At 63.2% G+C, this 17,844-nt stretch carries 10 protein-coding genes; 8 read left to right on the top strand and 2 right to left on the bottom strand.

Annotated features, from left to right (window positions below; translation table 11 throughout):
* The first annotated feature begins 165 nt into the window (after positions 1 to 165).
* Positions 166 to 6,456, top strand: coding sequence for a YDG domain-containing protein (locus DBR46_RS27100; RefSeq protein ID WP_158619164.1), 6,291 nt, complete (start codon positions 166 to 168; stop codon positions 6,454 to 6,456).
* A 3-nt stretch (positions 6,457 to 6,459) separates the two neighbouring features.
* Entirely contained in the window at positions 6,460 to 8,121 is a 1,662-nt protein-coding gene (locus DBR46_RS27095; RefSeq protein ID WP_124529040.1) for a ShlB/FhaC/HecB family hemolysin secretion/activation protein, read from the top strand.
* Between the two features lie 144 nt (positions 8,122 to 8,265).
* Here the strand turns inward: DBR46_RS27095 and DBR46_RS27090 are convergent, their stop codons facing one another.
* Both DBR46_RS27090 and exaA read right to left on the bottom strand, forming a co-directional pair.
* A complete protein-coding gene (locus DBR46_RS27090; RefSeq protein ID WP_124529038.1) occupies positions 8,266 to 8,913 on the bottom strand; it encodes a pentapeptide repeat-containing protein in 648 nt (215 codons plus the stop codon).
* 158 nt (positions 8,914 to 9,071) lie between these two features.
* Positions 9,072 to 10,970 carry a quinoprotein ethanol dehydrogenase gene (gene exaA, locus DBR46_RS27085; RefSeq protein ID WP_124529036.1) on the bottom strand — a complete coding sequence of 633 codons (1,899 nt, stop codon included), beginning with the start codon at positions 10,968 to 10,970 and terminating at the stop codon, positions 9,072 to 9,074.
* 255 nt (positions 10,971 to 11,225) lie between these two features.
* Between exaA and pedF the strand changes: the two genes are divergently transcribed.
* The 6 genes from pedF (at position 11,226) to DBR46_RS27055 (ending at position 17,783) form a co-directional block, all read left to right on the top strand.
* Positions 11,226 to 11,687, top strand: coding sequence for a cytochrome c-550 PedF (pedF, locus tag DBR46_RS27080; protein WP_124529034.1), 462 nt, complete (start codon positions 11,226 to 11,228; stop codon positions 11,685 to 11,687).
* A gap of 3 nt (positions 11,688 to 11,690) precedes the next feature.
* Positions 11,691 to 12,566: an ABC transporter substrate-binding protein gene (locus tag DBR46_RS27075; protein ID WP_124529032.1), complete on the top strand. Its 876-nt coding sequence runs from the start codon at positions 11,691 to 11,693 to the stop codon at positions 12,564 to 12,566.
* A complete protein-coding gene (locus tag DBR46_RS27070) occupies positions 12,563 to 13,312 on the top strand; it encodes a quinoprotein dehydrogenase-associated SoxYZ-like carrier (protein ID WP_124529030.1) in 750 nt (249 codons plus the stop codon). Before DBR46_RS27075 ends, DBR46_RS27070 begins: the two co-directional genes overlap by 4 nt.
* A gap of 16 nt (positions 13,313 to 13,328) precedes the next feature.
* Positions 13,329 to 14,258: a quinoprotein relay system zinc metallohydrolase 1 gene (locus tag DBR46_RS27065; RefSeq protein WP_124529028.1), complete on the top strand. Its 930-nt coding sequence runs from the start codon at positions 13,329 to 13,331 to the stop codon at positions 14,256 to 14,258.
* 107 nt (positions 14,259 to 14,365) lie between these two features.
* Entirely contained in the window at positions 14,366 to 16,141 is a 1,776-nt protein-coding gene (locus tag DBR46_RS27060; RefSeq protein ID WP_124529026.1) for a PQQ-dependent methanol/ethanol family dehydrogenase, read from the top strand.
* Positions 16,142 to 16,262: 121 nt separating this feature from the next.
* On the top strand, positions 16,263 to 17,783 hold the full coding sequence (locus DBR46_RS27055; RefSeq protein ID WP_124529024.1) for an aldehyde dehydrogenase family protein: 1,521 nt from the start codon (positions 16,263 to 16,265) through the stop codon (positions 17,781 to 17,783).
* The last annotated feature ends 61 nt before the right edge of the window (positions 17,784 to 17,844 follow it).

Here is a 17,844-nt window from a genome sequence, read left to right as displayed (position 1 = left end):
TATGCGCGGCCAATCAGAAACCGCTATTTGGATCCAAAGAAGTGTAAATATTGGCGTTTAACGGAACTTTTTCGTTTCTCCACGCATACAAACCCGTTGCACCAATGCAGAATTGTCCTACAAGTAATGGCACGGTGCCATTTTAGTCTCAGGGACGACTCAGTCATGAACCGCATTTTCAGCGTGATCTGGAATCACAGTCTTAGCGCGTGGGTGGTTGCCAGCGAACACGCCAGCCGACACGGCAAGCGCACCTCGGTTGGCGCGGTTCAAACCCCTGAGCAAAAGGGCCCGTTGCGCGCGTTGGCGCTGGCCATTGCACTTGTCCTGGCACCGGTTGGCGCCTCTGCCGCCGACCTGCCCACCGGCGGCCAAGTGGTCCTCGGCAGCGGCCAGATCCTCACCCCTGATCAGCAACAGATGATCATCAACCAGTCCTCCAACAAACTGGCCATCGACTGGCAAAGCTTCAACATCGGCGCCGACAAGAAAGTCACCTTTGTGCAACCGGGCAAGGACTCGGTGGCGCTGAACCGCGTGGTCGGCACCGACGGCTCGAAAATCATGGGTCAGTTGAATGCCAACGGCCAGGTGTTCCTGGTCAACCCCAATGGTGTGTTGTTCGCCAAAGGCTCGTCGGTGGATGTCGGCGGGCTGGTGGCCTCGACGCTGGATATATCCAACAGCGATTTTGCCGCCGGCAATTACAAGTTCGACGGCAAGGGCAGTACCGCCAGCGTGGTCAACCAGGGCTCGATCAAGGCCGCTGACGGCGGCGCCGTGGCGCTGCTCGGCGGCACCGTGAGCAACCAGGGTGTGATCGCCGCCAAGCTCGGCACCGTGGCCCTGGCGGCGGGCAATAAAGTCACCCTGGATTTTGCCGGTGACGGCCTGCTCAACGTGCAGGTCGATGAAGCCACCAAGAATGCCCTGGTGGAAAACAAACAACTGATCCAGGCCAACGGCGGCCAGGTGATCATGACCGCCAAGGCCAGCGATGCGCTGTTGCAGACGGTGGTCAACAACACCGGCGTGATCGAAGCGCAAACCCTGGGCGAAAAGGGCGGCAAGATCGTCCTGCTCGGCGGCTTTGACGGTGGCACGGTACAGGTCGCAGGCACGCTGGATGCGTCGGCGCCGGTGGCTGGCAATGGCGGGTTTATCGAAACCTCGGGCGCCCATGTCAAGGTGGCCGATACGGCAGAGATCACCACGGCAGCGGCCAAGGGCAAGACCGGCAAATGGCTGATCGACCCGGTGGACTTCACCATTGCCGCCACGGGTGGCGACATGACCGGCACGGCCGTGACCAAGGCGCTCAAGACCAATGATTTCGAGATCCAGAGCACCCAGGGGCTGACGGGCACCCAAGGCAATGTCAACGTCAACGACACCGTGGTCTGGAGCGCCAACACGCTGACCCTCACCGCGCAGAACAACGTCAATATCAACAAGGAAATGTTCGGCTCCGGCACCGCCAAGCTGGCGGTCAACTATGGCCAGGGCGCGGTCGCGGCGGGCAATACCAGCAGCGTCAACGTTAAGGCGCCGGTCAACTTGTCAGCCGGGCAGCACTACAGCACCAAGCAGGGCAGCGACGGCACGCAGATCGACTACACCGTGATCACCAGCCTCGGCGCGATGGGCAGCGTCACCGGCCTGGACCTGCAAGGGATCAACGGCGCGCTGAGCGGCAACTTCGTGCTCGGCGCGAATATCAATGCTGCCGCCACGGTGGCGTGGAATGGCGGCGCGGGCTTCGACTCGCTGGGCACCGTCGCGGGCGGCGGCTACACCGGCATTTTCGATGGCTTGGGCCACACCATCAGCAACCTGCAAATCAGCCACGTCGAAAGCGATAGCGGCCTGTTTGCCGCAGTGGGCAGTAGCGGTGTGGTGCGCAACGTCGGCCTGGTGGGCGGCGCAGTGAACCTGGTGGGCGACTCCGACGGTGACTTCCCGGCGTATTTCAATATCGGCGCCTTGGTCGGCCATAACCTCGGCCTGGTGGAAAACAGCTACGCCAGCACCGCCGTGTCGGCCAGCAATGGCGCGCAACTGGGCGGGTTGGTGGGCACCAACGCCGGCACGATCCGCAACAGTTCGTTCAGCGGCACGGTGACTGACAAGGACTACGCCGGCGCAGGTGGCCTGGTGTGGCTGAACACCGCGAGCGGGCAGATCATCAACAGCTACTCCACCGGCGATGTGATCGGCCTTAAAGCCATGACCCTGGCCGGTCTGGTGCTGTGGAACGAAGGCGCGATCAGCGGCAGTTCCGCCTCCGGTTCAGTGACCAGCACTGAAAACTCCCAGTACAACGGCGGGTTGGTGGGCTGGAACAAAGCCACCGGCACTATCACCAACAGCTACGCCACCGGTAACGTCATCGGCGGTGGCGCCGCCGGCGGCCTGGTGGGGGAAAACGAAGCCGGTGGCCAAGTCACCAACAGCTACGCCACAGGTAATGTCAGCTTCAACGCTGCAGGCAGCGGCAGTTACAGTGGCGGTCTGGTCGGGATCAACCGCGGCAGCCTGGCGAATGTCTACAGCACCGGTTCGGTCACGGGCTCGTTGTCCTATCCCTCCAACAATGGCGGCCTGGTCGGACTCAATGGCGGCTCGATTGCCAACGCCTACGCCACGGGCATCGTCACCGGGGGTGAGTCCGGCGGCCTGATTGGCCGACACAGCGGCGGCTCCCTGGTCAACGGCTATTACAACCTCAGCGCCAACCCAGGGCTGTCGGGGCAGGGCAATGGTTTGAGTTCCGGCAGCGTCGGCGCCGGCTCGGCGGTGGGCTTGACCTTCGGGCAAATGAAGAACGCCGGCAGCTTCAGCGGGTTCAATTTCAGCAGCACCCCGGGCCAGGCAGGCAACGCGTGGGTGATCGTCAACTCCGACGCGAGCAGCACGTTGCCGATGCTCGCCTCGGAGTATTCCACCACCCTCACCAATGCCCACCAGTTGCAGTTGGTGGCGATGGACATGACGGCCAACTACACCTTGGGCCGTGACATTGACGCAAGCGCCACGGCGGGTACCACCAACGTGTGGGATTCGAGTTTCATGGCCTTGGGCGGCACCGCCGGAACGTTCAGCGGTAACCTCGATGGCAATGGGCATGTGATCAAGGGGCTGACGATCAGCCGGTTGGGAAATGCTTATACCGGCTTGTTCACCAACCTTTCGTCGACGGGGACGATCAGTAACCTGGGCCTTGAAGGTGGCAGCATCAGCGGGCGTGAATTCACCGGGGCCTTGGTCGGATTCAGCCAGGGCAGTGTGACCAACGTTTTTTCCACGGCATCGGTGTCGGGTACCTATGGGGTTGGCGGGCTGCTGGGGCGCATGAGCCGCGCGACGCTCAGCAATGCCTATGGCAGCGGCAGTGTGACGGGGCAGTGGTTTTTCATTGGTGGCCTGGTGGGGCACATGGATAACAGTGTGCTGTCCAATAGCTTTGCCAGTGGCCGTGTTAGCGTGCCAGTCACCAGCACCAGCGTGGGCGCGCTGGTCGGCGAAGGCAACACCACGTTGGCCGGCAACCTCTGGGATGTGGCCGCGACCGGGCAACTCTACGACCGTGGCGGCGGTGGAAACCGCAGCACCGCCGGTGGCCTGTCCAGTGACCAAGTCCTCTCCCAATCCGCCTTCGCCGCCGCCGGCTGGGACCTGAAAAACACCTGGGTGGTCTACGACGGCGTGTCCGGCCCGCTGTTGCGCAGCTTCATGACGCAACTCACCTACATCGCCGACAGCGCCAGCAAAACCTACGATGGCCTGGCGCATAACGTCAGCTATACCGGTTCCGGCCCAGGCGACTCGCGGGTCAGCGGCACGCTCGGGCTGGTTGGCGCCGGGCAGAGCACCATCGACGCCGGGACCCACGCGCTGCAACTGGGCGGCCTGACCTCATCCGGTGGGCAGTACGGTTACTCGATCAACTACATCGACGGTACCCTGGACGTGGCCAAGGCGGCGCTGAGCCAGACCGGCATGACCGCCAGCAGCAAGGCCTACGATGGCACCACCGTCGCCACTGTCGGCGGCGGCACGCTGGTCGGCCTGGCGAACCGCGATGTGGGCCAGGTGGCCGTCACGGGCACCTATGCCAGCAAAAACGTCGGCACCGGCATCCAGGTTGACCTGGGCCTGGATGGCGCGTCTGCCGGCAACTACATTTTCGACAGCGGCAGCCCGTTGAGCGCCGACATTACCGTCAAGGCCCTGACCCTCACCGACCTGGTGGTGAACAGCAAGGTCTACGACGGCAACGCCGATGCCGTCGTCAGCGGCGGCATCCTCCATGGCCTGGCCGCCGGCGAGCAGTTGACCGTGAGCGCGACCGGGCAGTTCAGCACGCCGAACGCCGCGCTGCAAAGCGTGCAGGTCAACGCCACCTTGGGCGATGGCACCGGCTTGGCCAGCAACTACAGCCTCAGCCCGCTGGCGATCAGCCCGGTGACCGGCACCATCAAGCAAAAGACCCTGACCGTCACCGGCCTGACAGCCAACAAGGTCTATGACGGCAGCACCTTCGTGACCCTCACCGGCGCGGTCCTCCATGGCCTGATCGGCACGGACAACCTGGTGCTGCAGTTCACCGGCAACTTCGACAATAAAAATGCCGGCACCGGCAAGACCGTGACCCTGGGCCAGGTTGATCTGACCAGTTCCAACGTGCCCAGCGTCAACTACAACTTCGACGTCCCGCAAACCTTCGCCGGGACCATCACCCAGGCAGTCATCAGTGGCGTCAACGGTCTGGTAGCAGCAAGCAAGGTCTATGACGGCAATGCCAGCGCGGCATTCAGTGCCTTGGGCGCGACCCTCAACGGCAAAATCGCTGGCGATGACCTGACGTTCGCCAGCGGTTCTGCGCAGTTCAGCGACGCCAACGTCGGCAGCGGCAAGGGCGTGACGGTCAGCGGCATTACACTGGCCGGCGCCGACCTGGCCAACTACAGCTTCGCCGACAACGTGGCCACGACCACGGCCAGCATCACGCCCAAGGCTTTGACCCTCACCGGTGTGACCGCTGGCGACAAGGTCTATGACGGCACTCGCGGGGCTTGGCTGACGGGCGCTACCCTTTCTGGGGTGGTCGCCGGTGAAAGCCTCGGCGTTGTTTTGACTGCTCAGTTTGACGACAGCAATGTCGGTGTCGGCAAAGCCGTCACGCTCGGTTCAACCCTGCTCAATGGCTTGGGCCTGGCCAGCAACTACAGCCTGATCTCTCCGACGGACGTGACCGCGAACATCACCCCCAAAGCCCTGACGGTGACGGGCGTGACGGCCAACGGCAAGGTCTACGATGGCAGCACCGCCGCAACCCTCAGCGGCGCCACGCTTGACGGCCTGGTCGGTAGCGAAACCCTGACACTCAGCGGCCTCACCGGCGAGTTCGACACCCAGAACGCCGGCACCGGCAAAACCGTGAGCATCAGCGGCGCGACCCTGTCCGATGGCACGGGCCTGGCGAGCAACTACAGCATCAGCAACCCGGCCAGTGTCACGGCGGCGATCACCGCCAAGGCCCTGACCCTCACCGGCATCATCGCCGGTGGCAAGGTCTATGACGGCACTACCGCCGCAACCCTCAGTGGCGGCACGCTCGACGGTTTGGTCGGTAGCGAAACCCTGGGCTTCGGTGGCCTTAGTGGCGCGTTCAGCGACAAAAACGCCGGCATGGGCAAAACCGTCAACGTCAGCGGCGCAAGCCTGGTGGACGGCACGGGGCTGGCGAGCAACTACAGCCTCAGCAACCCCACCGGCGTCAGCGCTTCGATCATCGCCAAGGCCCTGACCGTCAACGGCATCACCGCCGAAAACAAGGTCTACGACGCCACCACCGCCGCCACGTTGAATCTCGCCGGAGCAGGCTTTACCGGGCTGGTGAGCGGAGATGATCTGTCGGTGGTGTCCGCCAACGGCGCGTTCAGCGATAAAAATGCCGGCAGCGGTAAAACCGTGACGGTCAGCGGGATCACCTTGGGCGGCAGCGATGCGGGCAACTACCTGTTGGGCGCCAGTAGCAGCACCACCGCAGATATCGGCAAGGCGACGCTGAGCGTGGGTGTCGCCAACAGCCAGAAACTGCAGGGGCAGGGCAACCCGCTGTTCGTCGCCACCTATCAGGGGCTGCTGGGCGCCGACACCGCCAGCCAGGAGCTGAGCGGCAACCTGGCGTTCAGCACCACGGCGACGTCAGCCTCCGACCGCGGGCAATACAGCGTCAGCGCCTCGGGCTTGTCCGCCAACAACTACGTCATCGCCTACACCGATGGCGTGCTGAGCGTTGATACACCGCCCGCCAACACCGTGGCCGAGCAAGTGCAGCCGCTGCGCAACCTGCCGCAGGTGCCGATGACGCCGGTCCGTAGCGCACCGCAACTGCCGTCCGACCTCTATACCCTCGTTGACCAAGGCCTGCGCCTTCCAGAAGGACTCTGATTCATGCGTTTGCGTTTAAACCCTATCGCGCTTGCCTTGCTCACCACCTTTGCCGGCGCCGCCCACGGCGCCGAACGGGCCCCGGATGCGGGGCAGTCGATCCGTGACATCCAGAACCAGCCGCTGGAGCTACCGCCCAAGCAGACCCTGGAGCTGAACCTGCCGGAAGCGCCGGACACCACACCAAAGGTGTCCGGCCCGACCTTGCAGGTCAACGGCTTCACCGTGTCCGGCAACACCGCCATCGCCAGTGACGAATTGCTGCCGCTGCTGGCCGACCTGCAAAACCGCGTGGTCAGCCTCGGCGAGTTGCAGGCCGGTGCGGCGCGGATCACCGCGCTGTATCGCCAGAAAGGCTACCCGCTGGCCCGCGCCTATTTGCCTGCGCAGGAAATCGACAAGGGCGTGGTCACCATCAGCGTGCTCGAAGGCCAATACGGTCAGGTCAAGATCAACAACCAATCGCGCATGCGCGACTTCGCCCTGCGCCAGCCGTTGGCGGCGCTGCAACCGGGCGAGGCGGTGCACGCCGCGCCGCTGGAGCGCAGTTTGCTGCTGCTGCAACAGACGCCGGGCGTTACGGTGCACTCCACCTTGCAACCGGGCACCGCCGTCGGCGCTACTGATCTGGTGGTGGACGTCAAGGACGCAGCGCTGCTCTCCGGCCAGGTCGATCTGGACAACTACGGCAACCGCTTCACCGGCGAATACCGCCTGGGCGGTACGCTGAACCTGGCCAACCCGCTGGGCCTGGGCGACCAGGCCAGCGTGCGGGTGATGGGCAGCGACGAAGACCAGCACTACTACCGCGCGGCGTATCAATTGCCGATTGGGCCGTGGTCGACCCAAGTCGGCGTGGCCTATTCGGACATGGACTACCAACTGGCCAAGGACTTCGACGAACTCGACGCCAAGGGCAATGCGCGCATCGCCACGGTGTTTGTGCAGCAGCCGCTGATCCGCACCCGTGCGTTCAGCCTGAATGCCCAGGTGCAGTACGACCACAAACACCTGCGCGATGACATCGACCTCTACGAGTCGAAAAGCAAGAAGCAGGCACGGGTGATCACCACCAGCCTCGACGGCAACCTGCGCGACAACCTGCTGGGCGGCGGCGTCAGTGCCTTCTCGCTGGCCTGGAGCGAAGGCAGCCTGAACCTCGACGGTCAGTTCGACAAGCTGTACGACGGCCTCACCGCCAAGACCGCCGGGCGTTTCCAGAAGATCAACCCGAGCGTAGTACGCCTGCAACGCTTGAGCGAACGCTTCAGTTTGTATGGGCAAGTGCAGGGACAGTGGGCCGATGGCAACCTTGACTCCTCCGAGAAGATCAGCCTGGGTGGCGCGTACGGTGTGCGTGCGTATCCGCAGGGTGAAGCGTCCGGGGATCAGGGTTACGTGGCCAACCTGGAACTGCGTTATGCGTTGACCGAGCAGTGGAACCTGCTGACGTTTGTCGACCACGGTGCCGTGCGCTTGAACAAGGACACCTGGGCCGATGGCGAGAACCATCGCAGCCTGTCGGCGACCGGGGTTGGCGCTAACTGGAGTGCGGGCGGCTGGCGCTTGAACACGGTTGCCGCGTGGCGTGTTGGCAATGCTGATCCGCAAAGCGACGTGGCGCGCACGCCTCGGGTGTGGGCGCAGGTCAGCAAGGCGTTCTGATTGCCCTGCGGGACCGAGCTTATGTGGGAGCGGGCTTGCCCGCGATGGCGCCGGGTCAGTCAATGAAAGGGTGACTGATACACCGCTATCGCAGGCAAGCCAGCTCCCACAGTGGATGGGGTTCACAGATCGAAATGGGGTGTTCTAGCGGTCCCAGGTGGTCGGGCAGTCCTTGCAGCCTTCCATATTGGCGTCCTGGAAATTCGCGTAGTGCTGGCGGCTACCACTCAAGGTGGCCTTCTCCAGATTACTTTCCCCAAACTTGGCTTCTTGCAGATTCGCATCGCTGAGGTCTGCGCCTTGCAGGTCGGCCTTGCTCAACCAGGTCATTTCCAGGTCCGCCGCGCGCAGGTTGGCCTTGTGCATTTTCGCGCCCGACAGCCGCGCAAATTGCAGGTAGGCGCCGCTGAGGTTGGCGTTTTCAAATTGCGCGCCCTGGGCAAACATTCCCCAGCCTTGCACGGCCATCAGGGTGGCGCCGGTAAAGTCGGCCAGGCGCAGGTTGGCTTGTTGCAGGCTGGCGCGGGTGAGGTTGGCGCCTTGCAGTTGAGCTTTTTCCAGGTTGGCCAGGTCGAGGTTGGCGTGGCGCAGGTCCGCGTCGCGCAGGTCGGCGCCGGCCAGGTTCATGCCGCTGAGGTTCTGGTTGCGCAGGTTGGCGCCTTTGAGGTTGGCGCCGGGGCATTGGCTGTGTTCGGCGAGGGTGCAGCCGTTGATGATCAAGGGGGCGTCGTCGCCGTCGTCGGCATGGGCGAGTGGCAGCGATAGCAGGACTAACAAGGGCAGGTATTTCATCACGGAACCTCTGTGGCGAGGGAGCTTGCTCCCGCTCGACTGCGCAGCAGTCGCAAAACCTGGCTGCACAGTGTTGCTGGAGGAAAAGCGGGGCCGCTTCGCAGCCCAGCGGGAACAAGCTCCCTCGCCACAAAAGCGGGCCCCGCATTAGCTAAAGGTTATTTTTGCGCGGTCTTCTGATCCCAACTCGGGATCTTGAACACCCAGAATGACCCACCCTGTGCCACCGGCTTGGTCAACTCAGCCATGTCGCCACCCCACAGCGGTACCGCGCCGCCATAACCGACGGTGACGCCGATGTACTGCTCGCCATCCTGTTCCCAGGTGATCGGCGGCGAAACGATGCCGCTGCCGGTCTGGAACTTCCACAGCTCCTTGCCGGTTTTCGCGTCAAAGGCCTTGAAGAAACCATCACCCGTGCCGGTGAACACCAGGTTGCCCTTGGTCGCCAGCACGCCGGCCCACAGTGGCAGGTGTTCCTTGTGCTCCCACACCACCTTGCCGGTGGTCGGGTTCATTGCGCGCAGGGTGCCGACGTGGTCGTCGTACATGCGCTTGATGCGGAAACCCATGCCCAGGTAGGCCGAGCCTTTTTTGTAGTTGACCTCTTCGGTCCAGTATTCCTCTTTCCACTGGTTGCCGGGGATGTAGAACAGGCCCGTGTCCTGACTGTAGGCCATGGGGTTCCAGTTCTTGCCACCAAGGAACGGCGGCGACACTTCCACCGGCTTGCCCTTGGTTTCACCCGGCAGCGGCTTGGCCGGACGCTGGCCTTCGTTTTCCACGGGGCGCCCGGTCTTCAGATCGATGTGGCTGGCCCAGGTGATGTTGTCGACGAACGGGAAGGCGTTTTGCAGCTTGCCGTTGTTGCGGTCCACCACATAGAAGAAACCGTTGCGGTCGGCGTGGCCGGTGGCCTTGGTGACCTTGCCGTCCTTGTCCTTGTAGTCGAACAGCACCAGTTCGTTGTTGCCGGAGAAGTCCCAGGCATCGTTCGGCGTGTGCTGGTAGAACCACTTCACTTCGCCGGTGCTTGGGTCGACGCCGACCTGGCCCGAGGTGTAGAGGCTGTCGAAGTCGTGGGGGTTGCCGTCTTTGGAGGTGCGCGCCCAAGTGTTCCACGGGCCGGGGTTGCCGGCGCCGACGATGATGGTGTTGGTCTCGGCATCGAAGCTTGCGCTCTGCCACGGGGCGCCTCCGCCGTGGCTCCAGGCCTCGACCTTGCCGGTTTCGGTGGTCGGATCATCCGGCCACGACGGCGCCTTGACGTCGCCGGTGGTGGTGCTGTCCTTGCCGTTGAGGCGGCCCATGTGGCCTTCCACGAAGGGGCGCATCCACACTTCTTCGCCGGTGTCCGGGTCGCGTGCATACAACTGGCCGACCACGCCGAATTCATCGCCGGAGCTGCCGTGGATCAGCAGCACTTTGCCGGTGACCTTGTCTTTGATCAGCACGGGGGCACCGGTCATGGTGTAGCCGGCGGCGTGGTCGCCGAATTTTTTGTTCCACACCACTTTGCCGGTGTTTTTGTCGAGGGCGATCAGGCGCGCATCGAGGGTACCGAAGTAGATCTTGTCGCCAAAGATCGCCGCGCCACGGTTGACCACGTCACAGCACGGGCGAATGTTGTCGGGCAGGCGGTGGTTGTAGGTCCACAGGCGTTTGCCGGTTTTCGCGTCGAGGGCGAACACGCGGGAATACGAGCCGGTGACGTAGACCACGCCGTCGCTGACGATGGCCTGGGATTCCTGGCCGCGCTGCTTCTCGTCGCCAAAGGAATACGACCAGGCGGGCGTGAGCTTGAACACGTTCTTGTCATTGACCTGGGCCAGCGGGCTCCAGCGCTGGGCGTTGGTGCCCATGCCGTATTGCAGCACGTCCTTGGTGGTCAGGTGGTCGTTGGCAATGTCTTCCCAGGTGACGTTGCGGGTTTGCTTGGCGACAGCAGGTTCGGCGGCGGCAAAGCTTGCCGCACTGAAGGACAGGCTGCCCACAAGCAAAAAGGCTTGCACGGCAAGGCTCAAAGGTGAACGGGCGGGTAGCGATCTTATTGTCATGGTTGCAGTTCCCAGTGGAGGTTTTGGCCTGCACAGGGTGGTGCGCCGGGGCGGTGGCTGGATACGGAAAAATTCCCGCTGTTGCCGGGAAGACTTCCCGAACCGCCGCTGATTTAGCTGTGCCCCACAAGCCCTACTACCAAGGGACTAGAGCGCGGCCACCAAAGCAGCATACGGTGTATCCCTGGGGGTTCCTAAGATGGTTGCCATAGCCTCTGCAATGAGGTTTGCGTGCAATCTGAGAGGACAAAAATAATGACAACAAAACGCAAAGCCTTGCTCGTGGCCGGCCTGCTGGTGGGTGTGATCAACGTGGGCGCAGTGTGGGCCCATGGCAACGTGGTACCGCAGGCGGTGGAAACCAAAGGCCTGACGCCGATCAAGGACGCGGGCGTGCCGCTCGACGGCGACGGTTGGGCGGCCAACAACCCGTATCGCAAGTCCCCTGAGCACGACAAGGCTGTCGAAATCGGTTCCTCCGCCTACAACCAGAACTGTGCCGCGTGCCACGGGCTGGAAGCCAAGTCCGGGGGTATCGCGCCGGACCTGCGCATGCTTGATGAAGGCGACGCGGGTGATGAGTGGTTTGTCGAACGGGTGCGCCACGGTGCCGTGCGTGACGGCCGCGTGTACATGCCGAAAATGGCCGACTACCTGAGCCAGGAAGCCCTGTGGGCAGTGCGTACTTACCTGGATTCCGTGCGCGTCGAGGAGTAAGCCATGCGCCTGATCAGCCTGGTGTTGAGCCTGGCCTTGCTGTGCTGCCAGGCGGCACAGGCGCAGGTGCGCAGCTATGACCAGATGATCGCCGCCGGCGAGTTGAAAGTGGCGGTGTACAAGGATTTTGCGCCCTACAGCTTCGATGACGGCGGCACCCCGCGCGGCGTCGACGTGGAACTCGCCCAGGCCCTGGCCAAGGCCTTGGGCGTGCAGTTGCGCCTGATCTGGGCGCCGGCCGGCGAGAAACTCGACGACGACCTGCGCGACTACATCTGGCGCGGCAGCCAGTTGCATAACCAGCAACTGGCCGACCTGATGATGCGCGCGCCCTACGACCATGAGTACACGCAAAAGCGCAACGATCAGGGCGAGCTGGAAAACGGCCATGTGGTGATGTTCGGGCCGTACCAGAACGAACAATGGCAGGTGGCCTATGACCGCCGTCGCCTGGACAGCGTGGCCAGCGTGGCGGTGTTCCAGGAACACCCGATTGGCGTGGAAGTGGACAGCGTGCCCTCGTTCTATCTCACCTCGGTGTTCAACGGCATGCTGGCAGGCAAGACCCGCCACTATGCCAACGTGCCCCTGGCTTTTGCGGCGATGAAAGCCGGGGACGTCGACGCGGTGATGGCGATGCGTGGCGAGATTGACTGGCAGGTGCATCAGGCCCGCGACCCGCAACTGGCCCTGGCGGAAAACGCTTACCCGAATATGGGCCGACAACGTTGGGAGATCGGCATGGCCGTGCATGAAAGCAACCGGCAACTGGCGTATGCCGTGGAAGAGGCGCTGGAAGGCCTGATCCGCGACGGCAGCCTGCAAGCCATCTACAGCCATTACGGCCTGCGCTACGAAGTGCCCGAGATGTACCAATGAAACGCCGCTTGATATGCCTGCTGGCGTGCCTGTTGCCACTGGCGGCCGACGCCACCGAGGTCGATCCAGTGCCGTCGGTGATGTGGGCGTTCTATCACAAGCAATTCCTCGACAACGCGCCGTTTGTGTTCGACGAGCGGGTCAAGCTGTTGGCTCCGCCGTTCGCCGAGGATGCGCGCCAGGTGCCGTTGGAGATTGATGCACGGGCGTTCAAGGGCAGGGTGGTGCGCATCTTCGCCTGGGCCGAACTGAACCCGTTGCCTAAGATCGTCGACTTCCAGCCCAAGGCCGGCGTGTTGCCATGGTTGTCGTTGCGCATCCGCATCGAGCAGGCTACGCCGTTGCGCGCCGCCGTACTCACCGATGACGGCGTGTGGCATGTCGGCTCGACGTTGATCGACGCCGCCGGGGGTGGCTGCACCGCGCCAAGCGTGGTGCGCACCCAGCCGGGTTGGGAAGAGCACATCGGCGAAGTGCTCGGCGGCCGCTACCCCCGTGGCGAGTACAGCCGCGTGCGCGTGCAGGTGGCGCACCCGATGGACAACGGCATGGTCAGCGGCATCCCCGAGTTCTACCTCAACCACGCGCAATTAATCGGCGACAACGGCCAGGTCATGGCCGAGCTGGAGCTGTTCCCGGCGGTCAGCGAAAACCCCAACCTGGCCTTCGATATCGAAGGTGGCGGGCAGACGCGCCTGGTGTTGCGTGACAACAGCGGCAACGAGTTCGACGCGGCCATCCCCTGACCAGAAGGAGCGCGGCATGCGCTGGATACTGTTGTTCTGCCTGGGCCTCTGCCTGCCCGCCCTGGCCGACATGGACTACGCCCTCAAACCCCGGCAGATCGCCGAGGGCACTTGGCTGCTGGAAGGCAGCACCGACAACTTCGCCAAGGCCAATGGCGGCAATATCGTCAATGTGGCGTTTATCGTCACCGACGCTGGCGTGGTGGTGATCGATACCGGGCCGTCCAGGCGCTACGGCGAAGCGCTGCGCCAGGCCATCGCCAGCGTTACCGCGAAACCGGTAATCCAGGTGTTGCTCACCCATCATCACCCCGACCATGCCTTGGGCAACCAGGCGTTCAAGGATGTGCCCATCGGCGCCCTGGCCGACACCACGAAGCTGCTGCACGAGCAGGGCGACGGCATGGCGGAAAACCTCTACCGCATGGTCGGCGACTGGATGCGCGGCACCGAAGTGGTGTTGCCCAGCGAAGTGCTGGAGCCCGGCGTGCGCAGCTTCGGCAACCACGATTTGCGCCTGCTGGCGTTGACCGGCCACACCGGCGCCGACCTGGCGATTCTCGACCAGAGCACCGGCGTGTTGTTCGCCGGCGACCTGGTGTTTTACCAGCGCGCCCTGACCACGCCCAACAGCCCCGGACTCGCCGCGTGGCTGGCCGACATCACCACCCTGCAAGGTTTGCCCTGGACCCTGGTAGTGCCCGGCCACGGCCCGATCGCCACGGATGCGCAACCCTTCGAACAGATGCGCGACTACCTGACGTGGCTCGATCAACTGCTGCGCGACGGCGCCGCCAGCGGCAGCGACATGACTGAGATGATCCGCAGCCCCATCCCCGAGCGCTTTGCCGCGATCAGCCTGAGCCGCTATGAGCTGATCCGCAGCGTCAGCCACCTGTACCCGCGCTACGAGCGCGAACAGATGCACCCGCTACTAAGGAACTAGCAAACTCGATACTGCGGTCAATTGTGACAATGGCCCCTGCGCCCAAGAATCTGCACCAGACCGGGAAAATTTCCCGGGTATAACAAAAAACCGCAGAGGTAGCCGTCATGACCCAACCCGCACGTCGCCAACCCTTCGCCTTGAGTGTGTTGCTCGGTGCCATCCTGTTATCCGGCCAGGCCCTGGCCGCTGTCACCGACCAGGACATTCTCCAGGACCCGAAAAACCCCGAGCAGATCGTCACCAACGGCCTCGGCGTGCAGGGCCAGCGCTACAGCCCGCTGGACACGCTGAACGTCGACAACGTCAAGGACCTGCGCCCGGTCTGGGCGTTTTCCTTTGGTGGCGAGAAACAGCGCGGCCAGCAGGCGCAGCCGATGGTCAAGGACGGGGTGATGTACCTCACCGGTTCCTACTCGCGGGTGTTTGCGGTGGATGCGCGCACCGGCAAGAAACTCTGGCAATACGACGCGCGCCTGCCCGACGACATCCGCCCTTGCTGCGACGTGATTAACCGTGGCGTGGCGCTGTACGGCGACCTGGTGTTCTTCGGCACCCTCGACGCCAAGCTGGTGGCGCTTAATAAGGACACCGGCAAAGTGGTGTGGAGCAAGAAAGTCGCCGACCACAAGGAAGGCTACTCCATCAGCGCCGCGCCCCTGGTCATCAACGGCAAGCTGATCACCGGCGTGGCCGGTGGCGAGTTCGGCGTGGTCGGCAAGATCGAAGCCTACGACCCGAAAAACGGTGACTTGCTGTGGAGCCGTCCGACCGTCGAAGGCCATATGGGCTACGTGTACAAGGACGGCAAGGCGGTGGAGAACGGTATCTCCGGCGGCGAGGCGGGCAAGACCTGGCCCGGCGACCTGTGGAAGACCGGCGGCGCCGCGCCTTGGCTGGGCGGCTACTACGACCCGGAAACCAACCTGCTGCTGTTCGGCACCGGCAACCCGGCGCCGTGGAACTCCCACCTGCGCCCGGGCGACAACCTCTATTCGTCCTCGCGCCTGGCGCTGAACCCGGACGACGGCACTATCAAGTGGCACTTCCAGAGCACGCCCCACGACGGCTGGGACTATGACGGCGTGAACGAACTGGTCTCGTTCAACTACACCGAGGGCGGCAAGGAAATCAAAGCCGCCGCCACTGCCGATCGTAACGGTTTCTTCTACGTGCTGGACCGCACCAACGGCAAGTTCATCCGCGGCTTCCCGTTCGTGGACAAGATCACCTGGGCCACCGGCCTGGATAAAAACGGTCGGCCGATCTACAACGAAGCCAGCCGTCCTGGCGCGCCGGGCAGTGAAACCAAAGGCACTTCGGTGTTTGTCGCACCGGCGTTCCTCGGTGCGAAGAACTGGATGCCGATGGCCTACAACCGTGACACCGGGCTGTTCTACGTGCCGTCCAACGAGTGGGGCATGGACATCTGGAACGAAGGCATCGCCTACAAGAAAGGCGCGGCGTTCCTCGGTGCGGGCTTCACCATCAAACCGTTGAACGAGGACTACATCGGCGTGCTGCGCGCCATCGATCCGAAGACCGGCAAGGAAGTATGGCGCCACAAGAACTTCGCGCCGCTGTGGGGCGGGGTACTGACCACCAAGGGCAACCTGGTATTTACCGGTACGCCGGAAGGCTTTCTGCAAGCGTTCAACGCCAAGACCGGCGAGAAAGTCTGGGAATTCCAGACCGGTTCCGGCGTACTCGGCTCGCCCGTGACCTGGGACATGGACGGCGAGCAGTACGTCTCGGTGGTCTCCGGCTGGGGCGGCGCGGTGCCGCTGTGGGGCGGTGAAGTGGCCAAGCGCGTCAAGGACTTCAACCAGGGCGGCATGCTCTGGACCTTCAAGTTGCCCAAGGAGCTGGTGGCCAAGCACTAGTTCTACGACCAAATGACCATAGCCCCCCTGCCAACGGCGCATACGCCCGGCGGCGGGGGCTCTTTACTATCGGCTCATCGCCTGTTGACCGACAGGCCCGGACCCCGACAGAGGCCTCACCATGATCTACGCACAACCCGGCACCCCTGGCGCCATCGTCAGCTTCAAGGCGCGCTACGGCAATTACATCGGCGGTGAATTTGTCGCACCGATCGATGGCAACTATTTCACCAACACCTCGCCGGTCACCGGCGAAGTCATCGCCGAGTTCCCGCGCTCCAGCGCCGCCGACATCGAAAAAGCCCTCGACGCCGCCCACGCCGCCGCCGATGCCTGGGGCAAGACCAGCGCCCAGGACCGCTCGCTGGTGCTGCTGAAAATCGCCGACCGCATCGAACAAAACCTGGAAGTGCTGGCCGTCGCCGAAACCTGGGACAACGGCAAGGCCGTGCGCGAAACCCTCAACGCCGACGTGCCTCTGGCCGCTGACCATTTCCGCTACTTCGCCGGCTGCATCCGCGCCCAGGAAGGCGGCGCGGCCGAGATCAACGAACTGACTGCTGCTTATCACTTCCATGAGCCGCTGGGCGTGGTCGGGCAGATCATCCCGTGGAACTTCCCGCTGCTGATGGCCGCGTGGAAACTCGCTCCTGCGCTGGCCGCCGGTAACTGCATCGTGCTAAAGCCGGCCGAGCAGACGCCGCTGTCGATCATGGTGTTTGCCGAGCTGATCAATGACCTGCTGCCACCCGGCGTGCTGAACATCGTGCAAGGCTTTGGCCGCGAAGCGGGGGAGGCGTTGGCCACTAGCAAGCGCATCGCCAAGATCGCCTTTACCGGCTCCACCCCGGTGGGCGCGCACATCATGCATGCGGCGGCCGAGAACATCATTCCGTCCACCGTGGAACTGGGCGGCAAGTCGCCGAACATCTTCTTCGAAGACATCATGCAGGCCGAGCCTGCGTTCATCGAAAAGGCTGCCGAAGGCCTGGTGCTGGCGTTCTTCAACCAGGGTGAAGTGTGCACCTGCCCGTCGCGGGCGCTGGTGCAGGAGTCGATCTACGACGCGTTCATGGCTGAGGTGATGAAGAAGATCGTCAAGATCAAGCGCGGCAACCCGCTGGACACGGAAACCATGGTGGGTGCGCAGGCGTCCGAGCAGCAGTTCGACAAGATTCTCTCGTACCTGAAAATCGCCCAGGAAGAAGGTGCGGTGTTGCTCACTGGCGGCGCGGCTGAGCGTCTGGAGGGTGATTTGTCTAGCGGCTATTACATTCAGCCGACGTTGCTCAAGGGGCACAACAAGATGCGTGTGTTCCAGGAGGAGATCTTCGGGCCGGTGGTAGGGGTGACCACGTTCAAGGACGAGGCTGAAGCGCTGGCGATTGCCAACGACAGCGAGTTTGGCCTGGGTGCTGGGTTGTGGACCCGTGATATCAACCGGGCGTATCGCATGGGGCGGGCGATCAAGGCTGGTCGGGTGTGGACCAACTGCTATCACTTGTATCCGGCGCATGCGGCGTTTGGGGGGTATAAGAAGTCGGGGGTGGGGCGTGAGAATCACAAGATGATGTTGGATCATTATCAGCAGACCAAGAATTTGTTGGTGAGTTATGACGTTAATCCGTTGGGGTTCTTTTAGTCGCTTTGTGTACATATCCGTTATTTAGGTAACGGCCACCTATGGTTCCGCTCTTACAGCG

Source organism: Pseudomonas sp. KBW05 (assembly GCF_003852405.1).
Taxonomy (GTDB): Bacteria; Pseudomonadota; Gammaproteobacteria; order Pseudomonadales; family Pseudomonadaceae; genus Aquipseudomonas.
This window is presented reverse-complemented; position numbering and strand designations above follow the sequence as displayed.

Coding starts and splice junctions, on each gene's coding strand:
- DBR46_RS27100 (WP_158619164.1), top strand. CDS start 166: ATGAACCGCATTTTCAGCGTGATCTGGAATCACAGTCTTAGCGCGTGG.
- DBR46_RS27095 (WP_124529040.1), top strand. CDS start 6,460: ATGCGTTTGCGTTTAAACCCTATCGCGCTTGCCTTGCTCACCACCTTT.
- DBR46_RS27090 (WP_124529038.1), bottom strand. CDS start 8,913: ATGAAATACCTGCCCTTGTTAGTCCTGCTATCGCTGCCACTCGCCCAT.
- exaA (WP_124529036.1), bottom strand. CDS start 10,970: ATGACAATAAGATCGCTACCCGCCCGTTCACCTTTGAGCCTTGCCGTG.
- pedF (WP_124529034.1), top strand. CDS start 11,226: ATGACAACAAAACGCAAAGCCTTGCTCGTGGCCGGCCTGCTGGTGGGT.
- DBR46_RS27075 (WP_124529032.1), top strand. CDS start 11,691: ATGCGCCTGATCAGCCTGGTGTTGAGCCTGGCCTTGCTGTGCTGCCAG.
- DBR46_RS27070 (WP_124529030.1), top strand. CDS start 12,563: ATGAAACGCCGCTTGATATGCCTGCTGGCGTGCCTGTTGCCACTGGCG.
- DBR46_RS27065 (WP_124529028.1), top strand. CDS start 13,329: ATGCGCTGGATACTGTTGTTCTGCCTGGGCCTCTGCCTGCCCGCCCTG.
- DBR46_RS27060 (WP_124529026.1), top strand. CDS start 14,366: ATGACCCAACCCGCACGTCGCCAACCCTTCGCCTTGAGTGTGTTGCTC.
- DBR46_RS27055 (WP_124529024.1), top strand. CDS start 16,263: ATGATCTACGCACAACCCGGCACCCCTGGCGCCATCGTCAGCTTCAAG.